Annotated in this window: 18 protein-coding genes; 8 read left to right on the top strand and 10 right to left on the bottom strand. The window is 74.4% G+C overall.

The window, feature by feature from the left end:
• Positions 1–109 precede the first annotated feature (109 nt).
• Positions 110–574 (bottom strand): type II 3-dehydroquinate dehydratase, encoded by a 465-nt coding sequence (aroQ, locus tag LP52_RS24300; protein WP_040276736.1) that lies wholly within the window; start codon positions 572–574, stop codon positions 110–112.
• A gap of 190 nt (positions 575–764) precedes the next feature.
• Between aroQ and treY the strand changes: the two genes are divergently transcribed.
• The 4 genes from treY (at position 765) to LP52_RS24280 (ending at position 6,464) form a co-directional block, all read left to right on the top strand.
• Entirely contained in the window at positions 765–3,092 is a 2,328-nt protein-coding gene (gene treY, locus LP52_RS24295; protein ID WP_040276735.1) for a malto-oligosyltrehalose synthase, read from the top strand.
• A gap of 79 nt (positions 3,093–3,171) precedes the next feature.
• A complete protein-coding gene (locus LP52_RS24290) occupies positions 3,172–4,056 on the top strand; it encodes a putative RNA methyltransferase (protein ID WP_040276734.1) in 885 nt (294 codons plus the stop codon).
• A gap of 55 nt (positions 4,057–4,111) precedes the next feature.
• On the top strand, positions 4,112–5,875 hold the full coding sequence (gene treZ / locus LP52_RS24285) for a malto-oligosyltrehalose trehalohydrolase (RefSeq protein ID WP_040276733.1): 1,764 nt from the start codon (positions 4,112–4,114) through the stop codon (positions 5,873–5,875).
• A gap of 127 nt (positions 5,876–6,002) precedes the next feature.
• Positions 6,003–6,464 (top strand): PPOX class F420-dependent oxidoreductase, encoded by a 462-nt coding sequence (locus tag LP52_RS24280; RefSeq protein ID WP_040276732.1) that lies wholly within the window; start codon positions 6,003–6,005, stop codon positions 6,462–6,464.
• A gap of 46 nt (positions 6,465–6,510) precedes the next feature.
• Here LP52_RS24280 and LP52_RS24275 read toward each other — a convergent pair whose 3' ends face one another.
• The 3 genes from LP52_RS24275 to LP52_RS24265 form a co-directional block, all read right to left on the bottom strand.
• On the bottom strand, positions 6,511–7,140 hold the full coding sequence (locus LP52_RS24275; protein ID WP_040276731.1) for a LutC/YkgG family protein: 630 nt from the start codon (positions 7,138–7,140) through the stop codon (positions 6,511–6,513).
• On the bottom strand, positions 7,137–8,594 hold the full coding sequence (locus LP52_RS24270) for a LutB/LldF family L-lactate oxidation iron-sulfur protein (protein WP_084723462.1): 1,458 nt from the start codon (positions 8,592–8,594) through the stop codon (positions 7,137–7,139). Before LP52_RS24270 ends, LP52_RS24275 begins: the two co-directional genes overlap by 4 nt.
• 83 nt (positions 8,595–8,677) lie before the next feature.
• A complete protein-coding gene (locus tag LP52_RS24265; RefSeq protein WP_040276730.1) occupies positions 8,678–9,418 on the bottom strand; it encodes a (Fe-S)-binding protein in 741 nt (246 codons plus the stop codon).
• A 351-nt stretch (positions 9,419–9,769) separates the two neighbouring features.
• Between LP52_RS24265 and LP52_RS24260 the strand changes: the two genes are divergently transcribed.
• Together LP52_RS24260 and LP52_RS24255 are read left to right on the top strand one after the other, a co-directional pair.
• A complete protein-coding gene (locus tag LP52_RS24260) occupies positions 9,770–10,519 on the top strand; it encodes a FadR/GntR family transcriptional regulator (protein WP_052810227.1) in 750 nt (249 codons plus the stop codon).
• Between the two features lie 83 nt (positions 10,520–10,602).
• On the top strand, positions 10,603–11,046 hold the full coding sequence (locus LP52_RS24255; RefSeq protein ID WP_052810226.1) for a ribosomal L7/L12 family protein: 444 nt from the start codon (positions 10,603–10,605) through the stop codon (positions 11,044–11,046).
• A gap of 73 nt (positions 11,047–11,119) precedes the next feature.
• On the opposite strand, the gene LP52_RS24250 is transcribed toward LP52_RS24255, so the two are convergent.
• The 5 genes from LP52_RS24250 to LP52_RS24230 form a co-directional block, all read right to left on the bottom strand.
• The gene (locus LP52_RS24250) at positions 11,120–11,881 is read right to left on the bottom strand and encodes an SDR family oxidoreductase (RefSeq protein WP_040276744.1); all 762 of its coding nucleotides are present in this window, start codon (positions 11,879–11,881) and stop codon (positions 11,120–11,122) included.
• Positions 11,882–11,966: 85 nt separating this feature from the next.
• Positions 11,967–14,384 (bottom strand): xanthine dehydrogenase family protein molybdopterin-binding subunit, encoded by a 2,418-nt coding sequence (locus LP52_RS24245; RefSeq protein WP_052810230.1) that lies wholly within the window; start codon positions 14,382–14,384, stop codon positions 11,967–11,969.
• Positions 14,385–14,398: 14 nt separating this feature from the next.
• Positions 14,399–15,754, bottom strand: a complete 1,356-nt coding sequence (locus LP52_RS24240; protein WP_040276729.1) for an 8-oxoguanine deaminase — start codon at positions 15,752–15,754, stop codon at positions 14,399–14,401.
• A complete protein-coding gene (locus LP52_RS24235) occupies positions 15,751–16,272 on the bottom strand; it encodes a (2Fe-2S)-binding protein (RefSeq protein ID WP_040276728.1) in 522 nt (173 codons plus the stop codon). The genes LP52_RS24240 and LP52_RS24235 overlap by 4 nt, the downstream gene beginning before the upstream one ends.
• A complete protein-coding gene (locus LP52_RS24230; protein ID WP_040276727.1) occupies positions 16,272–17,132 on the bottom strand; it encodes an FAD binding domain-containing protein in 861 nt (286 codons plus the stop codon). Before LP52_RS24230 ends, LP52_RS24235 begins: the two co-directional genes overlap by 1 nt.
• A 248-nt stretch (positions 17,133–17,380) precedes the next feature.
• Between LP52_RS24230 and LP52_RS24225 the strand changes: the two genes are divergently transcribed.
• On the top strand, positions 17,381–19,012 hold the full coding sequence (locus tag LP52_RS24225; protein WP_040276726.1) for a PucR family transcriptional regulator: 1,632 nt from the start codon (positions 17,381–17,383) through the stop codon (positions 19,010–19,012).
• A 119-nt stretch (positions 19,013–19,131) separates the two neighbouring features.
• A complete protein-coding gene (locus LP52_RS24220; RefSeq protein ID WP_052810225.1) occupies positions 19,132–19,872 on the top strand; it encodes a pentapeptide repeat-containing protein in 741 nt (246 codons plus the stop codon).
• 133 nt (positions 19,873–20,005) lie between these two features.
• Here the strand turns inward: LP52_RS24220 and LP52_RS24215 are convergent, their stop codons facing one another.
• The gene (locus tag LP52_RS24215) at positions 20,006–21,271 is read right to left on the bottom strand and encodes a multidrug effflux MFS transporter (protein WP_040276725.1); all 1,266 of its coding nucleotides are present in this window, start codon (positions 21,269–21,271) and stop codon (positions 20,006–20,008) included.
• Between the last annotated feature and the right edge of the window lie 769 nt (positions 21,272–22,040).

Here is a 22,040-nt window from a genome sequence, read left to right as displayed (position 1 = left end):
TTCCGCATAGAAGATATCGCGACGTGCAGCGGTCGTCGTCGAGGGGATGGGGAGGGGCGCCGAAGCCCGGGCAGGCCCCGCCTCCACACGTCGCGGCGGTGGACGCCGCCTAGAGGGCCCGCCGCTCCTCGATTCGCGCGAGCACAGCGCGCAGCCCCAGGTCGTAGCCCACCGGTCCGCAGCCGGCGATGTAGCCCTGGCAGACCGGGGCCGTCACCGAGGTGTGCCGGAACGCCTCGCGCGCATAGACGTTGGAGATGTGCACCTCGACACAGGGCACGTCCACCGCCTCGATCGCGTCGCGCAGCGCGATGCTGTAGTGGGCGAAGGCGCCCGGGTTGTACACGACGCCGTCGAGCTCGCGCGCCCTGTGGACGTGTTCGACGAGTTCGCCCTCGTGGTTGCTCTGCGCACACTCCACTGCGGCCCCGAGTTCGGCGCCCAGGGTCTGGACATGCCGCTCGATCTCGGCCAGCGTCACCGACCCGTACTGCCGCGGGTCGCGGCTGCCCAGCAGGTTCAGGTTGGGCCCGTTCAGCAGGAGCACGCGGGGGCCGGTACTGGATTCGGCCATCGAAGAGGCGGCCCTTTCCTCGGATCGGCGGCGTTCGCGGACCCGTCGATCCTAGTCTGTGCGCCGGGCACGGCGGGACGGTGCCTCGCCGACCGCCCGTGCCCGGTGCCGCCGCCGCGGAGGCGAGGGCCCGCCGCGCCACCGCCGGACCGGGGTTCAACGCCGCGTGCGCAGGGCAGAGAACACTGCGATGGACCCGTACAGCCCGACCTCCACCTACCGGCTGCAGCTCGGGCCGGGACTCGCCTTGGAGCAGGCCGCCGAACTCGTCGACTACCTGGACCGGCTCGGCGCCGGCGCCGCCTACCTGTCGCCGATCCTCACCGCCGCGCCCGGATCCCGGCACGGCTACGACGTCGTCGACCCCTCGTCGGTAGCGGCGGCGCTGGGCGGCGACCCGGGCCGCCGCAAGCTGGTGGAGCGGCTGCACGAACGCGGCATGGGGGCGGTGGTCGACATCGTGCCCAACCACATGTCGGTCGCGGCACCGGCCGCCAACCCGTGGTGGTGGGAGGTTCTGCGCAGCGGCCGGGACTCCCCCTACGCCCGCTGCTTCGACGTCGACTGGTCGGGAGGCCCCCTCGAACTGCCCGTGCTCGCCGACGACGGCGACGGGGGAGCCGCCGCCCTGGAGCGCATCGGCGTCGCCGACGACTGCCTGACCTATGAGGACTTGCGCTTCCCGCTTGCGCCGGGCACCTACAGCCCCGGCGATCCCCTGGCCCGGGTGCACGAGCGCCAGCACTACCGGCTGGTGTCGTGGCGCCGCGGTCGCGAGCGCCTCGCCTACCGCCGCTTCTTCGACGTCACCGGCCTGGCCGCCGTCCGCGTGCAGGACCCCGACGTATTCGCCGCCGCCCACGCCGAGATCCTGCGTTGGGCCGAGCGCGGCGAGCTGGACGGCCTGCGGGTCGACCACCCCGACGGGCTCAGCGACCCGGGCGGCTATCTGCGCCGGCTGCGCGACGCCTTCGACGGCTGGATCGTCGCCGAGAAGATCCTCGAACCCGGCGAGGCGCTTCCGGCGTCCTGGCCGGTGGACGGCACCACCGGCTACGACGCGTTGCGCGAGGTCTGCGGACTGTTCGTGGACCCCGCCGGCGAGCGGCCCCTGACAGACCTGGCCGCGTCACTGGGCGCCCCCACCGACGTCGCCGCCGTGCAGGCCGAGTCCCGCCGGCTCGCGGCCCGCGAGCTGCTGGCGCCCGAGGTACGCAGGATCGCGGCGCTGATCGCCCCCGCGGGAAGCGAGCCGGCCGAGGCCGCCGTCGCCGAACTGCTCGCCTCCTTCGAGACCTACCGCAGCTACCTGCCCGAAGGCCGGGCCGTGTGGGACCGGGCCGTGGCCCGCGCCCGTGCCGCCCGCCCCGACCTCGCCGCGGTACTCGGCGGCGTCGACGATGCCGTCCGCGCCGACCCCGCCGGCGAGCTCGCCGTGCGCATCCAGCAGACCAGCGGCATGGTCATGGCCAAGGGCACCGAGGACACCGCCTTCTACCGCGCCACGCGGTTCGCGGCTCTCAACGAGGTCGGCGGCGACCCCGCCCGCTTCGGCGTGAGCCCGGAGGAGTTCCACGCCTGCTGCGCCCGCCGCGAGGCCGAGCGGCCCGCGACCATGACCGCGCTGTCCACCCACGACACCAAGCGCTCGGAGGACGTGCGGGCCCGCCTGGCGGCGCTCAGCGAGATCCCCGAGGAATTCTCCGCGGCGGTGCACCGCTGGCACACCGCCTGCGGGATCTCCGATCCGGCCCTGGACCTGCTCGCCTGGCAGACACTCGTGGGGACCTGGCCCATCAGTGCCGCCCGCCTGCGCGACTACCTGATCAAGGCCGCCCGCGAGCAGAAGGAGCGCACCGCGTGGATCGACGGCGACGGCGCCTTCGAGGACGAGGTCGCCGCCTGGCCCGAGCGCATGCTCTCCACCGAGGACCTGTGCGCCGACGTCGCCGCGTTCGTCGGCCGCGTGCGGCCCGCGGGATGGAGCAACTCCCTGGGGCAGAAGCTGCTGCAGCTGGCCGGGCCCGGCGTGCCCGATCTTTACCAGGGATCGGAGCTGTGGGACCTGTCCCTGGTCGATCCCGACAACCGCCGCCCCGTCGACTTCACCTGCCGCCGGACCCATCTGGAGCGCCTGGAGCGCGGGCGCCGGCCCGACGTCGACGCCACCGGCGAGGCCAAGCTGCACGTGGTCCGCACCGCGCTGCACGTGCGCCGCGACCGCGACCTGCGCGGCTACCTCCCGCTGGAGGCCGTGGGCCCGGCGGCGGACCACGCAGTCGCATTCGCCCGCGGCCCCCGGCGCGACGTGGTCGCCGTCGCCACCCGGCTGCCGCTGGGACTGGCCGCCGCGGGCGGGTGGGGCGACACGAGCGTCGCGCTTCCGGGCGGCCGGGGCACCTGGACCGACGCGCTCACCGGCCGGGTGCTGCTGCCCCAGCGCACCGACGGCTTCTGCGCCGCAGACCTGGCCACCGTGCTGGACCGCTACCCCGTCGCCCTGCTGGTGCGCGGCTGAACGCCGCCCGGCCGCCGCGGTGCGCCCGGGGACCGCCGACGGCCGCGCCGCCACGCCCGACGTTCTAAGCTGAAGGCCCATGGCCTCCACCGACGACGACAGTCCCGCTGTGCTCGACCGGCTGCGCATGCCCCGACCGGTGCTGCAGGCACTGGCCTGCCCCGTGTGCGGCGCCTCTCTCGCCCCCGCCGGAAACGCGCTGGCGTGCACCTCCGGCCACCGCTTCGACGTCGCCCGGGAGGGCTACGCCGGCCTGCTCACCGGCCACCGCACCGCGGGCACCGGCGACACCAAGGCCATGGTGGGCGCCCGACAGGAGTTCCAGGCCGCGGGGCATTACGCGCCCCTGGCCGCGCGGCTGGCCGAGCTCGCGGCGCCGCATCTGGCCGGCGGCGGCCTGGCGGCCGACGCCGGAGCCGGTACCGGCTACTACCTCGCCGCGGTACTGGAGCAGGCGCCCGACGCGTGGGGCCTGGCGCTGGACGTGTCCAAGTTCGCGCTGCGCCGCGCCGCCCGCGCCCACCCCCGCGCAGGCGCCGCCGCGTGCGACACCTGGCGCGGACTGCCGCTGCGCGCGGGTGCGGCGGAGGTGCTGCTGAACGTGTTCGCGCCGCGCCGGGCCGCCGAGTTCCGCCGCGTGCTCGCCGACGACGGCGCGCTCATCGTCGTCACCCCCACCGCACGCCACGTCCGGGAACTGGTCGCCGCGCTGGGTCTGGTCACCGTGGACGCCGACAAGCAGCAGCGGCTGGAGGGCGGCCTCGGCGCGCACTTCACCCGCGTCCGCAGCGAGGAGCTGGAGATCGAGCTGTCGCTGCGGCCCGCCGAGGCCGCCGCGCTGGTCGGCATGGGCCCCAGCGCCCACCACATGGAGACCGCGGAGATCACCGAGCGCGTCGCCGGCCTCGGCGATCCCGTGGCGGCACGCGCGTCCTTCGCCCTTACGGTCTACCGCCCGGCCTGACCCCCAGCGCAGGCCCCGCGCGTGAGGCGGCCCGGGCCCGGGTAGGACCCGCCGCGTGAGCGAGGACGGGGGACGGCGGTTCGGGGTCTGGGCGCCGGAGTGCACCAGGGTCGACCTGCGCATCGGGGACTGTGACCACGCCATGCACCGGGACGACGGCGGCTGGTGGCACGTAGTCGTCCCCGCGGCCCGCCACGGCGACGACTACGCCTTCGTCCTCGACGGCTCCGGCGAACCGCTGCCCGACCCCCGCTCGCTGCGCCAACCCCGGGGCGTGCACGGGCCCTCCCGCGTCTACGACCACGCCGCCTTCGCCTGGAGCGACGCCGACTGGCGCGGGCGTGCGCTGCCCGGCTGCGTCGTCTACGAGCTGCACATCGGCACCTTCACCCCCGAGGGCACCTTCGACGCGGCGATCGGGCGTCTGGACCACCTGGTGGACCTCGGCGCCGATCTGGTGCAGCTGATGCCCGTCAACGCCTTCGGCGGAACCGACCACGGCTGGGGCTACGACGGGGTCCTGTGGGGAGCGGTGCACGAGCCCTACGGCGGCCCCGACGGCCTCAAGCGCTTCGTCGACGCCTGCCACCGCCGCGGCCTGGGTGTCCTGCTCGACGTCGTCTACAACCACCTCGGCCCCGAAGGGGCCTACCTGCCGCGCTTCGGCCCCTACTTCAACGGCGACACCGCCTGGGGCCCCTCGCTCAACCTCGACGGCCCCGGCTCCGACGAGGTCCGCCGCTACGTGGCCGACAACGCCCTGGGCTGGCTGCGCGACTTCCACCTGGACGGTTTGCGCCTGGACGCCGTGCACGCGCTGCACGACTCCCGCGCCCGCCACCTGCTCACCGAGCTCTCGGCCGAGGTCGACGCGCTGGCCGCCGGCCTGCGCCGCCCGCTCTCGCTGATCGCCGAGTCCGACCGCAACGACCCTGCCACCGTCACCTCCCGCGAGGCCGGCGGCCACGGGCTCGCCGCGCAGTGGTGCGACGACCTCCACCACGCCCTGCACACCGCTCTCACCGGCGAGGGCCACGGTTACTACGCCGACTTCACCGCACCCGATGTGCTGGCGTGGACCCTGGCCCGCACCTTCCTCCACGACGGGTGCTACTCCGGCTTCCGCGGCCGCAGCCACGGTGCCCCCGTCGACCCCGCCCGCATCCCCGGCCACCGCTTCCTGGCCTACCTGCAAAACCACGACCAGGTCGGCAACCGCGCCGCCGGCGACCGGATGGCGGCCACCGCATCACCCGGCCTGCTGGCCTGCGGCGCCGCGCTGGTGTTCTGCTCGCCCTACACCCCCATGGTGTTCATGGGCGAGGAGTGGGCGGCTTCGACGCCGTGGCCGTTCTTCGCCTCCTTCACCGAACCCGGCCTGGTCGACGGTGTGCGCGCGGGCCGCCGCCGCGAGTTCGCCGCCCACGGCTGGGACGAGGCCGAGGTGTGCGACCCCGTCGACCCCCGCACCCGCGAACGCGCGGTGCTGCGCTGGGACGAGCGCGAGAGGCCGCCGCACCGGGAGACGCTGGAGACCTACCGCCGCCTGATCGCGCTGCGCCGGGACCGCCCCGAGCTCGCCGATCCCCGCCTGGACCGGTTCCGCGTCGACGCCGCGCCCGACGGGCGCGCCCTGGTGCTGCACCGCGGACGGCTGCGCGTGGCCTGCAACCTGCGCGCCGATGCGGCAGAGGTCGACCTGGACCTGCCCGCCGGCCGGGTGCTGCTGTCCTCGGCCGCCGCCGAGGCCGACGGCGTGCGCCTGCACCTGCCGGCGGAGTCCTTCGCCGTCGTGGAGGCCGCCGAGCCGATGCCGTGAGCCCGCGCGCCCGCAGGCGCGGCCGCGGCGGCGGGTATAGAGTGCCGGTCGGCACACCGCCGCGCTCGGCCGCGCGGGCCGGCGGCGGTTCGCCGACCGGCCGCAGGCACCGTGGAGGAACCCGCTCATGAGCCCCTCGATCGCCACCAACACCCGCGTCTCCCGCGAGGAGCTGCTCGACTTCGTCCGGCCCCGGCACCGGGCGGTGCTCATCACCCGCCGTGCCGGCGGCGATCCGCAGGCGTCGCCGGTCACCTGCGGGGTCGACGGCCAAGGGCGCATCGTCGTCTCGACCTACCCCGAGCGCGCCAAGACCCGCAACGCCGAGCGCGACGCCCGGGCGAGCGCGGTGGTGCTCTCCGAGGAGTTCGACGGACCCTGGGTCCAAGTCGACGGCAGCGCCGAGGTGCTTGAGGGCGAACAGGCCGTGGAGCCGCTCGTGGAGTACTTCCGGTCCATCTCCGGCGAGCACCCCGACTGGGACGAGTACCGCGACGCCATGCGCAAGCAGGGCAAGGCGCTGCTGCGCATCACGCCCGAGCGCTGGGGCCCCGTGGCCACCGGCGGCTTCCCGCCCCGCCTGGCCTGAGCCTCCGCCGGCCGTCTTTCCCCGACGGCGGTGCGGCGCCCGCGCCTCAGTCGACGATCATGACCTCCAGGGTGCGGGGGCCGTGTACGCCCTCGACCCTGTCGAGTTCGATGTCGCTGGTGGCCGAGGGGCCGCTGATCCAGGTCAGCGGGCGGCGGGGATCCAGGCGCGGCAGGGCCTGGGGCACCCCGGCGACGATCTGGTCGCCGCGCACGACGCACAGGTGGTAGTCGGGGATCAGCGTGAGCGCGCGCCGGCCCTGGGCCTCGCCCGCGTCCAGCACGATCGTTCCGGTCTCGGCGATCGCCGCAGCGCACCCGGTGACCACGCCGTCCATCCCGTCCAGTCCGGCGATGTCGAGGCCGCCGTCGCGTACCACCTCCACCTCGGTCGAGCCGAACCAGTCCGCGGGGGCGTCCGCGGGCGCGGCGACGCGGTGTGTGCCGCGCCGTGCCAGCGCCCGCGCGATGTCACCGGCCAGGCCCTCCGGCGACGTGCGGTGCACCAGCGCCTTGTAGTCCTCCAGCCGGTCGACCAGCAGCTCCGCGGCCTCGCCCCGGTCGTGGGCGGGGGAGTAGTCGCGCGGCACCGCCACGTCCTGGGGTGCCTCGTCGCGGGGAACATCGGCCAGGGCCGCGCGCACGCGCGCCAGGACCCGCTCTCGGGAGCCGCTCATCGCCGACCGCCTTCCTGTGCGTCCTCGTCGCCGCCGTCACCCGTGTGCTCCGGCGCCTCGGCTGCGCCCTCACGGCGCCACCAGGAGCGGAACGACTCCTCGGGGACCTCGGGGATGTCGCGGGTATCGGTCCAGGCCGAGGCCGGGCCGGGCATGCGCCGGGGCACCAGCGAGCGCGCCGCCGAGGCCGCGCGCTGGGCCGTGTCCAGCCGGTGCTCGCCGTTGAGCAGCCATCCCGCCGCGCCCATGGCCGCCTTCTCCGCGCGGTGCCCCGGCCGGGCGACGACCTCCTCGCGCAAGTGCACCAGCACCTCGGGGATGTCGATGGCCACCGGGCACACCTCGTAGCAGGCCCCGCACAGCGAGGACGCGTAGGGCAGCGACGCCTCGGTCTCCGACGCCGTCCCCCGCAACTGCGGTGTCAGGATCGCGCCGATCGGTCCCGGATAGACCGAGCCGTAGGCGTGGCCGCCGGTGCGCTCGTAGACCGGGCAGGTGTTCAGGCATGCCGAGCAGCGGATGCAGCGCAGCGCCTGGCGCCCGACCGTGTCGGCGAGGACGTCGGTGCGGCCGTTGTCCAGCAGCACCACGTGGAACTCCTGGGGGCCGTCGCCGGGGGTGACCCCGGTCCAGGTGGAGGTGTAGGGGTTCATCCGCTCGCCGGTGGAGGAGCGCGGCAGCAGCTGCAGGAACACCTCCAGGTCCGACCAGGTGGGCACGATCTTCTCGATGCCCACCACCGAGATCAGCGTCTGCGGCAGGGTCAGGCACATCCGCCCGTTGCCCTCCGACTCCAGTACCACCATCGAGCCGGTGTCGGCCACGGCGAAGTTGGCGCCCGAGATCGCCACCTTGGTGTTGAGGAACCGCTCGCGCAGGTGGACGCGGGCCGCCTCGGCCAGCGCGCGGGGGTCGTCGCTGAGCTCTTCGGGTGCGGGCACGCCCCAGGAGGCCATGCGGTCGCGGAAGATCTCGCGGATCTCGGCGCGGTTGCGGTGGATGGCCGGAACCAGGATGTGCGACGGCAGATCGTCGCTGAGCTGCACGATCAGCTCGGCCAGGTCGGTCTCGTAGGCGGTGATCCCGGCCTGGGCCAGCGCCTCGTTCAGTTCGATCTCCTGGGTGGCCATCGACTTGACCTTGACCACGTCCGACTCGCCGGTGGCCTGCACCAGGCCGGTGACGATCTCGTTGGCCTCATCGGCGTCGGCCGCCCAGTGCACCGTGCCCCCGGCGGCGGTGACGGCCTCCTCCAGCTGCTCCAGATAGGTGTCGAGGTGGCGCAGCGTGCGGTCCTTGATCGCCTTGCCCGCCTGGCGCAGGTCGGGCCAGTCGTCCAGCTCGGAGACCACGGCCTCGCGCTTGCCGCGGATGGTGCCGGTGGCCAGGCGCAGATTGTGGCGCATCTGGGAGTCTTCGACGGCGCTCTTGGCGGCCTCGGGGAAGGGCGGCATCCCCATGAACGTCGCGTGCCCGGCGGCGCGCTCGCCGGAGGAGGGTTGGGCGCCGGGGGCGCGGCCGGTGGAACGGTGGGGACTCATGGGGTGGCCGGCTCCTGTTCGGTCGAGGCGAGGATCTCGGCGAGGTGGAGGGTCTTCATCCCGGCGCGCTGACGCTGCAGGGTGCCGCCGATGTGCATCAGGCAGGAGTTGTCGACCGCGCACAGCACCTCGGCGCCGGTGGCGACGGCGTTGCGCGCCTTGTCCGATCCCATGGCGGCGGAGACGTCGGGGTTCTTCACGGCGAAGGTGCCGCCGAATCCGCAGCACTCCGTCGCGCCCTCCAACTCCCGCAGGTCGATGCCGCCGACGTTGCTCAGCAGCCGGTAAGGGCGGTCGCCCAACTTGAGCAGCCGCAAACCGTGGCAGGTGGGGTGGTAGGCGACCGTGTGCGGGAAGTAGGCGCCCACGTCGGTCACCCCCAGCACGTCGACCAGCAGCTCCGACAGGTCGTAGACGCGCGGGGCGAGGTCGGCGACGGCGCGGTCGAGGCGGCTGCCGGGCTCGCCCAGCCGCGGATAGTTGTCGCGCACCATGGCGGCGCACGAACCCGAGGGCGCCAGGACGACGTCGGCGTCGGCGAAGGTCTCGACGAAGCGCACCGCCAGCTTCTGCGCCTCGCGCCGATAGCCGCTGTTGTAGTGCATCTGGCCGCAGCACGTCTGCGACGGGGGAAAGACCACCTCGTGGCCGAGCCGGTGCAGCAGGCGCACGACCGCCTGGCCCGTCCGGGGGTACAGGGTGTCGTTCACGCAGGTGACGAACAACGCGATCCGCATGCGCTCCCTCGATTCCGGCTCCGGCCGCCGCGGTGCGGCCGCGAGCCCCGGGCCTTCGCCGGCCCCGCCGCTCCAGGATGGGTCCGCCCGCTCGGCGCGGCAACGGGCCGGGCCGAGGGGAGGCCGATCCGGATCGACCGGCGGTACCGCCAGTGGTCCGATTTCTTCTCAGCTGCAGTGTGGGCGCAATCTCCGGTTCCACCCGGAAAGCGGCGCGGTCCAGGGGTGTGTGGGTGTCCGAGCCGCCCGATTGGTCCGACCACTTCTACGCTGGGGCCGCCGAGGATGTCAAGATGGGAGGCGCACCGCACGGCCCCGCGGCCCCGCCCCGATCCACCACGGAAGGCAGGCATGGCGAGCACGCCCGACCACGCCGACGCGCCCGGCGACGGCGCCGCCCCCGCCGAACGCCTGCCGGTGACCCAGCGGGCCATCGACCACATCAAGGGGATGATCGCCGACGGGCTGCTGCAACCGGGAGACCGCCTGCCCACCGAACGCGACCTGGCCGCCGAGCTCGGCGCCTCGCGCAGCTCCATGCGCGAGGCCATCCGCGCGCTGACCACCCTGGGCGTGCTGGAAGCCCGCCACGGCGCAGGGGTCTACGTCACGCCGCTGCGTCCCGGCGACCTGCTGGAGACCTTCTCCGTGCTCGCCGAGATCTCCCAGGGCGAGACGCTCATCGAGGTGCTGCAGGTGCGCCGGATGCTGGAGCCCGCCGCGACCGCCCTGGCCGCGGCGCGCGCCGACGACGCCCAGCTGCGTCGGCTCGCGGGCATCCTGGAGCGCATCGGCACCGGGGAGAGCGAAGGCGAGACCGTCGCAGCCGACCTGTCCTTCCACCAGGCGATCGTGGAGATCACCGGGAACGCCACCCTGGTGGCCGTCAACGACGGGCTGTCCTCGCGCACGTTCAACGCCCGCGTCTGGCACGGCCACCGCGAGGCGGGGCTGAGCGCCCGCCTGCGTGAGGACCACGAGCGCATCTACCAGGCGCTGCACGACCGCGACCCCGACGCCGCCCGGGCCGCGGCCACCACGCACGTCATGGAGGTCGAACGCTGGCTCCGCGGCCACCTGGGATCGTCGCAGCGGGACTGAGCGGGCCCAGCCCCGCGGCGGTGGCCCTCAGCGGAGGCGGCACGCGGTACCCGCCGCCCCGCCGGGCGCTCTAGGATTCGGGGATGTCCACCGCACTCATCGGCGTGACGTTCCTGCTCGTCCTCCTCTTCGCGCTCCCCGTGAGCGTGCGGCTCCTTCGGAAGGGCTCCGGCACGGCGCCGCCCCCGCCGTCGCGGGCCGCGCTCAAGCCGGTGCCGCCCGAAGCGGCGGACGCGGCCCGGGCCCTCATCGCCCGGGGCAGGAGAATCCACGCGATCAAGGAGATCCGCCAGGCGACCGGCTACGGACTGCAGGAGGCCAAGGACGTCGCCGATGCCATCCACGCCGGCCTGCCGGTGCCGGAACCCCCGCAGCGCGGGCCGCGGGAAGGCCCGGCTGCGGAGCTCGCGGGACGGGTGCGCGAACTGCGCGACGGGGAGCGCACCGACGAGGCCGTCCGCCTCGTGGCCGAGCAGACGGGCATGACCGAGCACGAGGCCGCGCGCTTCGTCGCGGCTCTGGACTGATCCCGCGCAGGTCCCGCGCCGCCGCCCCGGCCCGCATCCGGCGGACCGCGGCGGCGGGCCCGGGAACGCGGCCTCATTCGCCTTCGCGTTGGACCTTCAGCCCCGCGAACGACTGGGAGACCGGCATCAACTCGATCGTGTTGACGTTGACGTGGGCGGGCTGCGCGACCACCCAGTGCACCGTCTCGGCGATGTCCTCGGGCCCCAGGGGCTCGGTGCCCTCGTAGACTTTCTGTGCGCGCCGGCGGTCGCCGCCGAAGCGCACCTCGGAGAACTCCGTGCCGCCGACCAGCCCGGGTTCGACGTCGGTGACCCGCACCCCGGTGCCGTGCAGGTCGGCCCGCAGGTTCAGGCTGAACTGGCGCACGAACGCCTTGGTGGCCCCGTACACGTTGCCGCCGGCGTAGGGGTAGTTGGCCGCCGTCGAACCGATGTTGACGACGTGACCGCGCCCGCGCTCGACCATGCCCGGCAGCAGGGCACGCGTGGCGTACATGACCCCCTTGCAGTTGGTGTCGACCATCTGGTCCCAGTCGTCCAGATCGGCCTCGGCCGCCCCCACCATGCCCTTGGCGAGTCCGGCGTTGTTGACCAGTACGTCCACCTCGGCGAACTCCTCGGGCAGGTCGGCGACGGCCTCGGCCACCGCCGACCTGTCGCGCACGTCGAGCTCCAGCGGGTGCACGTTGGCTCCCAGTTCCTCGGCCAGGCCGGCGAGCCGCTCGCCGCGCCGGGCGGCGGCGACCACGCGCACCCCCGAGCCCGCGAAGCGGCGCGCGATCTCGGCGCCGAAACCGGTGCTGGCCCCCGTCACGAATGCTGTAGAGATCTTCATGGCCACGAGACTAGCCACCCCGGTCCCGGCCCGGCGCGCCCCCGCCCGTCGCGGCGCACGGGCCCCCGGCCGTGCGGGACCGGGGTCAGAGGCCGATGCCCACGATGTCCTCCGGGCGCACCGGGGCGTGGGTGAGCCCCCGGCCCGTGGCGTCGCGCACGGCCGCGACGATCGCCGGCGTCGACGACAGCGTCGGCGGCTCGCCCGCACCGCGCAGCCCGTACGGCGCGTGGGGGTCGGCGTGCTCCAGCACCTCGATGCGCATCGGCGGGGTGTCCAGCACCGTGGGGATCAGGTAGTCGGTGAACGAGGGGTTGCGGATGACGCTGTCGGCGACCTGCACCTCCTCCATCAGTGCCAGCCCCAGCCCTTGGGCCGATCCGCCCTGGATCTGTCCCAGCAGCTGCTGGGGGTGCATGGCGCGGCCGACGTCCTGGACCGCGTCCAGGGCCACGACCTTGACCAGGCCCAGTTCCACGTCGACGTCGACCACGGCGCGGTGCACGCACATCCCGAACTGCACGTGGGAGTCGCCCTGGCCGGTGGTGGGGTCCAGCATGCGGGTCGGGCGGTGGCGGAAGACCCGCGTCTCCTCCACGGCCGCCTCGCCCAGCACATCGGCGAGCGGCGCCAGCACCCCGTGCCGAGCCGAGACCACGGTGCCGCCTTCCAGCGCCAGCCCGTCCTCGGGGTGGTCGGGCTCGACCAGGCCGCGCTCGCGCGCCAGCGCGAACAGCCGCGCGCGCACCGCCTCGCAGGCCGACTTCACCGCGCCCCCGGTCACATAGGACTGGCGCGAGGCCGAGGAGGAGCCCGCCGAACCCACCGACGTGTCGGCGGGGTGGATCGTCGCCCGGTCCACGCCCAGCTCGGTGCGGGCGATCTGGGCCTGCAGCGTCACCAGGCCCTGGCCGACCTCCGCCGCGGCCGTGTGCACCAGCACCGCGGGCTCGCCGCCGACGACCTCCAGGCGCACCCGCGCAGTGGAGTAGTCGTCGAAGGTCTCGGAGAAGCACAGGTTCTTCAGCCCCACCCCGTAGCCGATCCCGCGCACCACCCCCTCTCCGCGGCTCGTGCCCGCCACCCCGCCCGGCAGCGTGCGGGGATCGGCCGGGCCCTCCAGCTCGCCGCGCCCGGCCGGCAGCGGCATCGCCCGCGCCCTCTCCAGCATCTCGGCCATGGGCAGCGGCATGTCGATGCGCTGGCCGGTGGCGATGCGCGAGCCCTGGCCGACCGCGTTGCGCATGCGCAGCTCGACCGGGTGCAGATCCAGCTCGGCGGCCAGCCGGTCCATCTGCGACTCGTAGCCGAAGCAGGCCTGCACCGCGCCGAACCCGCGCATCGCGCCGCAGGGCGGGTTGGTGGTGTAGACCCCGTAGGCGTCGATCGACACGTGGGGGATCTCGTAGGGGCCCGCGCCCAGCGACGACGCCACACCCACGACCGCGCCCGTGGTCGAGGCGTAGGCACCGCCGTCCAGCACGATCTCCAGCACCGCGTACAGCAGGCGCCCCTCGGCGTCGGCGCCGTGCTCGAAGCGCATGGTGGCGGGGTGGCGGTGCACGTGGCCGAAGAACGACTCCTCGCGGTTGTAGACGAACTTGACGGGGCGGCCCGTGCGCAGCGCGAGCATGCACGCGTGGATCTGCATGGACAGGTCCTCGCGGGCGCCGAACGCGCCGCCCACCCCGGCCAGCGTCATCCGCACCCGGTCCTGGTCCAGCCCCAGGCACGGGGCGATCTGGTTCTGGTCCACGTGCAGCCACTGGGTGGCGATGTAGAGGTCGACGCCGCCGTCGGGCGCCGGCACCGCCAGTCCCGACTCCGGGCCCAGGAACGCCTGGTCCTGCATGCCCACCTCGTACTCGCCGGTCACCACGGCCGCGGCCTGCCCGCGCAGCTCCGCGACCTCGGCGCCGCCGGCGAACGCGCCGGTGCGCACCGGCTGGTGGCGGACGATGTTGGCGGCCGTGCCGTGCTCGGGGTGGGAACCGACGCGCTGCTCGTGCACCGGCGGGCAGTCGGGGTCGAAGGCGGCGCGGCGCGCGTCGGCGACAGGCTCCAGGACCTCGTAGTCGACCTGGACGCGCTCCAGGGCGCGGCGCGCGGTCTCGGGGTGGTCGGCGGCGGCGATCGCGACGGGTTCGCCCTTGTAGCGCACCTTGCCGAACGCCAGCACCGGCTGGTCGCGCGTCTCCAGCCCGTAGTGCTTCTCACCGGGCACGTCCTCGTGGGTGAGCACGGCGTGCACGCCGGGCACGGCCAGCGCGGCGGAGACGTCGACGGAGCGGATCCGCGCGTGGGGGTGCGGGCTGCGCAGCGTCATCCCCCACAGCATGTCCTCCATCCACATGTCGGAGGAGAAGGCGAACTCTCCGGCGGCCTTGAGCGTTCCGTCGGGGCGGCGGGGGCTTGCGCCCACACCGTCGCGGGCCCGGCTCGACAGCCCGATGCCGGTGTCCGCGCCGGAGTCGGCTCCGGCGCCCAGGCGGTCGCCCTGCATGCTCGGATCGGCGGTCATCGGCTCTGCTCCCGGTCGAGGATCCTGCGATGAGCGCGGCGGCCGGCCGCGGCCGCCGACTCGGCGGATACGGTGCGCAGCTCGCCGCGTTCCACGACGGCCGAACCGCCCACCATGAGGTGCTCCAAGGGCGCCTGCGGACCGAACACCAGCGCCACCACGGGGTCCTCGATCGCATCGTGGCCGAAGCCGTCCACCCGCCACAGGGCGATGTCGGCGAGCTTGCCGGCCTCCAGCGACCCCAGTTCGGCGGAGCGGCCCAGGCAGCGGGCCCCGCCCAGGGTGGCCATGTGCAGGGCCTGGCGGGCGGTGAGCGCTCGCGGTCCGCCGCGGGAGCGCGCCATCAGCACCGCCTGGCGCATCTCGCCGGCCAGCCCGCTCAGCTCACTGGATGCGGGACCGTCCACGCCCAGCCCCACCGCTGCGCCCGCGTCCAGCAGTTCGGGGGTGCGGCACACACCCGCGCCCAGGCGCGCGTTGGAGCTCGGGCAGTGCGCGACCCCCGTGCCGGCCGCCGCCACCCGGCGGATCGCCTCGTCGGACAGGTGCACCGCGTGCGCCAGCCACACGTCCTCGCCCAGCCAGCCCAGCTCCTCGGCGTAACCCACCGGTGTGGTGCCGAACTCGGCCCGGCACTGCTCCTCTTCATCGACGGTCTCGGCGAGGTGGGTGTGCAGCCGCACACCCTTGGCGCGGGCCAGCTCGGCCGAGGCCGCCATGAGCTCGCGGCTGACGGTGAACGGCGAGCACGGCGCCACGGCCACCCGCGTCATCGCGTCGAACGAGGGGTCGTGGTGGGCGTCGACGGCCGCCTCCGTCGCCGCGAGCGCGTCCTGCGTGGTCTCGGTGACGGCATCGGGCGGCAGCCCGCCCGCCGAGCGGCCCCGGTCCATCGAGCCGCGGGCCAGATCCAGCCGGATCCCCACCGCACGCGCCGCCTCCACCTCGGCGGCGGCCATGGCGGCGGGTTCGCGCGGGAACACGTAGTGGTGGTCCGAGCAGGTCGTGCAGCCCGACAGCGCCAGCCAGGCGGTACCGGCTGTGGCGGTCTCGGAGACCGTGCGCGCGTCCAGGCCGCTCCACAGCTCATAGGAGCCGGTCAGCCACTCGAACAGGGTGGCGTCGGCGAACATCCCCTGGGTGGCCCACTGGTACAGGTGGTTGTGGCTGTTGACCAGGCCGGGCGTCGCCAGGCAACCGCGCCCGTCGATGCGCCGCGCCCCGGGGGCGTCGGGCGCGGGACCGGCCGCCACACGGGTGATGATCCCGTCCTCGGCGGTGATGTGGCCCGAGGCGTACTCGGTGCCCTCGCCCACGGCGATGTGGGCGCCCTCGATGATCACGGTGCTCATCGCGCGCCTCCCGTTCCGTGCGCCTGCTCGCGCTCGGCGGCCGTGCGCACCGCTTCGAGGATCTTCTCGTAGCCGGTGCACCGGCACAGGTTGCCCGCCAGCGCCTCGCGGATCTCGGCGTCGCCGGGGGCGGGACCGCCGGCGCCCACGGTGCGCGCGATCAGGGAATCGGCCTGCACCACCAGGCCCGGCGTGCAGAATCCGCACTGCACCGCGCCGGTCTCGACGAAGGCCTCCTGCACGGTGCTCAGCCGCGACTCGCCTACCGCGCCCTCGCCGCCGGTCAGTCCTTCGACGGTGCCCACCCGCCGTCCCCGCGCCTGGCCGGCGGCCACCATGCAGGCGCACACCGTGACGCCGTCCAGGTAGACGGTGCAGGAGCCGCATTCGCCCTGCTCGCAGGCGTTCTTGCTGCCGGGCAGGCCCAGCCGCTCCCGCAGCACGTAGAGCAGGCTCTCGCCGGGCCACACGTCTTCAGCGGCCACGTCCTCGCCGTTCACTGTGAACTCGACCCGCATCAGCGGGCTCCCTTCCTGTAGTCCTCGGCGCACCAGTACCAGGCGCGGCGGGCCATCACCGACAGCGCGTGCCTGCGGTAGGAGGCGCTGCCGCGCACGTCGCCGATGGGCTCGGCGGCCGCGGCCACCAGCTCGGCGAAGTGCCGCGCCGCCGCCTGCGAAGGTTCGGCCCCGCCCTGCCAGTCGAACTCCGCGGCCAGGAACTCCTCGGCCTGCGGGCTGCGCAGCGGGCGCGGTCCGGCCGACCCGATCCCGGTGCCGGCCGTTCGGGTGGCCGCGTCCAGCACCAGGGAGAAGGAGGCCACGGCGATGACCATGGCGTTGCGTGTCCCGATCTTGCTGAACTGCTGCGGGCCCGCGGGCGCCGGCAGCAGCACCGCCGAGACCAGTTCGTCGTCCTCGCGGGCGCTGCGGCCCGGCCCCAGATAGAACGCGCGTGCGGGCACGCGCCGCACGCCGCGCACCGACGCCAACTCCACCAGGGCGCCTTGGGCCACCAGCGGCGGATGGCAGTCGCCCGCCGGGGAGGCGGTGCCCAGGTTCCCGCCGACGGAGCCGCGGTTGCGGATCTGCGGGGAGGCCACCGTGCGCGCCGCCCGCGCCAGCGCCGGGGCGCGCGCTGCGAGCCGCTCGACGATCTCGGTGTAGGGCACGCCCGCGCCCAGGCGCAGGTACGGACCCTCGGGCCCCCACTGCGCCAGCTCCCGGACCCGGCTCAGATCCAGCAGAGCGCCGGGCCGGCGCCGATCGAAGTTCAGCTCCACCATGACGTCGGTGCCGCCCATGATCGGCACGGCCTCGGGGGCGGAACTCTTGGCGGACAGCGCGTCCTCGAAGGTGGAGGGGCTCAGAAACTCCATCGGCGTTCCTCGTCGGGGGGTCGGTGTCCGTCGGGCGCGGCGTCGGACCGGCGCGGTGCGACCCTTGTGCAGCAGTAGACCGCTCGGCGCCGCCGGCGACCAGCACGTGATGGCATGAAGTACACGCGTGGCCACCTCGTGCTCTTCGTTGTTTCCTACAACCGCGAGAGTGGGTTACCGTGTCCGCCACGCGGATCCGGGGCGAGACCGCGGCGCGGGGTATACGGGAAGAAGCACGGGGAGCGCCGATGCGTATCAGCGATCTGGTCGCCGCCGCGCATCTGCGGCTGCGGTTCCTGACCGGCGCCGAGCACGCCGACCGGGAGATCGCCAGGGTCTACACCACCGACCTGCTCCACCCGCAGCGCTACCTCGGCGGCGGCGAGCTGGTGCTGAGCGGGCTGATGTGGCGCCGCGGCCCCGAGGACAGCGACACCTTCGTGCGCGGCCTTGCCGAGTCCGGCGCGGCGGGCCTGGGCGCGGGCGCGGCCCTGGGTGCGGCCCCCGCCGATCTGGTGGAGGCCTGCGAGCGCCACGCGCTGCCGCTGATCGAGGTGCCGGCCGAGACCTCCTTCGCCGCCGTCGCCGAGGAGGTGCAGCGGGAGCACACCGGAAGCCTGCTCGCCGGTATCGCCGAGACCCGCCTGCGCCACCGGCGCCTCATGGCCGACCTGGCCGCCGGCGCCGACTTCCCCGGCGTCTTCGCCACCGCCGCGGAGCAGGCGGAGGTGGCGTGCTGGGTCGTCTCCAGCACCGGCCGGGCCGTGGCCGGAGCCGGCGCCCAGCCGCCGCGCGCCGAGCGCGAGCGCATCGCCGAGCAGGCCCTGCGCCGGCCCCACCGCCACACCGCCGACCTGGCGGCGTCGGGCGGCCCCAGGCGCCGGGTGACCCTGGTTCCCGTGGGCACGCGCGAGTCCCACCCGCTGGTCGACTGGGTGCTGGCGGTCGAGGGCGAGAGCGGGCCCCGGCCCGAAGACGGCACCGACCCGGTGGAGGAACTGGCGGCTCTGGCCGGACTGGCGCGCAGCCTGGTCGAGCAGCGCGCCACCGCCGACGCCCGCCATGTCCACGGGCTGCCGCGGCTGCTGGCCGCCCAGCGCTTCGACGAAGCCGCCGCGCTGCTGCAGGTTGCGGGCTCGCCCGACGAGGAGGAGCGGGCCCGTGCCCGCCACGTCGTGGTCAGCGCGGCGCTGCTGCCCGAGCCCGCCGCCCCCGAACTGGCGAGGCGGGTGCTGGGCGAGCTGGTGGCCGGCCTGTCGGCGACCGCGGTGTCCGCCGACGGTCCGGCGATGGCCGTCGTGCCGGTCGGGGACGCCGCGGAACCGCCGACCCGCGACACCGAGCACGGCCAGGCCGCACAGGAGGCGCCGGGCGCCGACGCCGCAGCGGAGGCGCTGCGCGCCGAAGTCGCCCGCCGCGCGGGCGTATTGGAGGCGGGCCTGCGCGAGCACCGGCTGGCCGTCGGAGTCAGCGCTCCCGTCCCCGGAATCGCCGCTCTGCGGGGCGCCGCGATCGAGGCGGAGAACGCCCGCCGCCTGGCCCGGATGCGCGGCGGCCGCTCCCGCGTGGTCGCCGGAACCGAGCTCGACTCCCACGAACTGCTGCTGGCCTCGGTCCCGGAGGAGGTCCGCACTTCCTACCGCGACCGGCTGCTGGGCCCGTTGGTGGACTACGACCGCACCCACCGGTCGGAGCTGGTGGCCACCCTGGACCGGTTCCTCGCCTACTCGGGCTCCTGGCAGCGCTGCGCCACAGCGATGCACGTGCACGTCAACACCCTGCGCTACCGCATCGGCCGCGTCGAGGAGCTCACCGGCCGCGACCTGGCCAGTCTGGAGAGCCGGGTCGACTTCTACCTGGCGCTGAAGCTCCACCGCTAGAGCCGCGCCGTGTTCGGCCGAGCGCCACGCACCCGGGAGGCCACCGGGGACCACCGCGACCGGGCCCGGCGGCCGGCGTCGGACCGCCGCGTGTCACCGGCCTGGACTACGGTCGCCGCATGAGCCGATACGACCTGGCGGCGGGCGGGCCGCTACGCGGGGCCGACCTCGCCGATCGGGACCTGCGCGCGGAGCTGCACCGCGAGCCCGGTGCGCCGCGGGTGTTCGCCGATTGCGACCTGACCCGCGCCGACCTGCGCGAGGCCCACCTCGTCGACGCCGTCTTCACCGACTGCCGCATGGACGGCGCACTGCTGGACGAAGCCGCCTTGGACGGTGCCCGCTTCGCGGGCGGGACCGCGCCGGGCGCGCGCTTCACCGGGGCCGAGTGCATCGGCACCGCCTTCGAACGCACCGACCTGGCCAACACCGAGTGGGACCGCGCCGTGCTCACCGAAGCCGTCTTCACCGCGTGCCGGATGACCGGCGCAGGGATGAACGGCCTGCGGGGCATCGGCTACTCCTTCCCCCGCTGCAACCTGATGCTGGCGCGGCTGAAGGGCGCCGTGCTGCGCGGCGAGGAGTTCACCGGGGTGCGTCTGGACGAGGCCGACCTGTCGAAGGCCGACCTGCGGGACACGGTCTGGCAGCAGAGCCGCCTGCGCGGCGCCGAGTTGACCGGGGCCGACTTCCGCGGCGCCGATCTGCGCGGGGCCGACCTCGGCGAGATCGACCTGGCCGACGCCGGAGTGCTGCGCGGAGCCACGGTCTCGCCGCAGCAGGCGGACATGCTGCTGGCGGGTCTGGGCATCCAGGTCCTGGCCGGCGGCTCGGAGCAGGACGGCGCCCCCACCGGCTGAGGTCCTGCGGCGGATCCGCCGCAAGGGGCGCGGACACACGTCGGCCGGCGGCCCGGTGAGCCTCGGGCCGCCGGCCGGTACGGATGCCGTGCGGTGCCGCGGGGCGGTGCCTGCCGGCCCCGCCCGCCTTCGTTTACCTCGTGTGCCCCCGCACCGCCGTCAGCGCGAAGACGCCCGTCGCCGCCAGTCCGGTGACCAGCATGACCAGAACCATGCTCGTCATCGTCGTCCCGCCGTGCAGCCCGGCGGTGGAGGCGAGGCTGCCGCCGATGGCGAACTGCAGGGTGCCCAGCAGCGCCGAGGCGCTGCCGGCCGAGGAGGACGGCTGGCTGACGATCGCCAGCGTCGTGGCGTTGGGCGAGATCAGGCCGGTGCAGAACATCATCACGAACAGCACAGCCGTCACCGTGACCAGGTCGGTCTGGCCGTACATGTGCAGCACCAGCAGCAGCCCCACCGAGGCCACTGCGCCCACCAGGCCGATGAGCAGGCGCCGGGTGGTGTGCATCTTGCCGATTAGCGCGGCGTTGACCTGGTTGCCCAGGATCATGCCGAGCGTGTTGATCCCGAAGATCAGGCTGAACTGCTGCGGCGTCGCCCCGAACTCCTCCTGGGAGACGAAGGAGAACGCCGAGATGTAGGTGAAGGTCATGGCGAAGCTCAGCGCCATGGTCAGTGCGGCGCCGATGAAGCGCGGGTCGACCACCAGGCGCAGGAAGTGCCGCATCATCTGCTTGGGGTCCTGGCGGACGCGGTCCTGGACCGGCAGGCTCTCGGGCAGGCCGAAGTAGACCAGCGCGAAGCCGGCCGCGCCCGCCGCGCCCAGCACGGCGAAGATCAGCTGCCAGGGGCCGATGAGCAGCAGCTGCCCGCCCAGCAGCGGACCGAGCATCGGTGCCAGACCGACCAGCAGCACCAGCCGGGAGAAGAACTTGGCGGCGGAGTCGCCGTCGAAGGTGTCGCGCACGACGGCGCGCGAGACGACCATTCCGGCCGCGGCGGCCAGTCCCTGGACGAAGCGCACCGCGGTGAACACCTCGGCCGTCTGCACGACCATGCACAGCAGCGAGGTGGCGGCGAAGACCGCGATCCCCACCAGCAGCGGCTTGCGGCGGCCCAGCTGGTCGCTGAGCGGGCCGATGATCAGCTGGCCCAGCGCCAGGCCGACCATGACCGCGGTCAGCGTGAGCTGGATCTGGGATTCGGGGGCGTTGAGGTCGGCCGCGATCTGCGGGAACGCGGGCAGGTACAGGTCGGTGGCCAGGGAGCTCGTCGCCGAGAGGACTCCCAGGATGAACACGAGCAGGGCGACCGACCGGCGCGGGCGGTCGACGCGGCGGCTCGGCGCCTGCGGTGCGGCGTTGCTCCGAAGACGAGGGCGCACAGCGGTAAGGCTCACTAAGACTCCAGCAGGCATGACGAAGGGGACACCAGAAAGGGCAGGTGTCGGCGGGCGGCACCGTGAAGCCGCGGGAGGGCCGGTGCTCGAACTCGAAAGGACGGTCCCGTAGCGGGACGCCGCGTCCTCGCCGGGGGCACCCAAGCCCCCATCGCGGGACACCGAGCGCTGCAACACGGCCGGCCCTTTGCGAAATCCCCATATGCCGTTGATCTTCGCGTGATGTGAATTACGGTGCTGGAACCCCGTGTGAACGGCGGTTTCGGGTCATGTGAGCGCGCCCACCGGGCCCTCGGCGACCTTGCGAATCTTTGGCGATCCGCGTGCATGATCCGGAGGCTGACGGTTAGCCGACCCCCTACACGCAAAGGGAAGAGTCGAGGGCCTCTTCCGCGTGCGGGTGTCCGTCCTTGAACGGCGGGCATCCGGATCGCCCGGGAAGCGAGTACGCGCCACGCGGAAACCGTTCCCGGGTCGGGCGCACTGCGGTCTTCGGGGGGAGCCGCAGGCGCCGACGGGGAGCGCGGTACAGCGCTCCCGTCCCGGTGGGCCGCGTGTCCGCCCACCGGGCCCGTCCCAGGGGCGGGAACAGGACCGGGGCCGGTGCCGTCCGTCCCGAGCACCGGCGCCGTGCCCCGGGTCCGCGCAGGGGGTGGGACCGGGGTGCGGGGCCGCCGTGCCGATATCGGCGCCGCGCCCCGGTCCGTCTATAAGCGGGGCGGGCTCTCCAGCCGCCAGGAGCGCCCGCCCGCCGAACCGACACGCCGGC

Origin of the sequence: Streptomonospora alba (assembly GCF_000826685.1) — a bacterium.
Taxonomy (GTDB): Bacteria; Actinomycetota; Actinomycetes; order Streptosporangiales; family Streptosporangiaceae; genus Streptomonospora; species Streptomonospora alba.
This window is presented reverse-complemented; position numbering and strand designations above follow the sequence as displayed.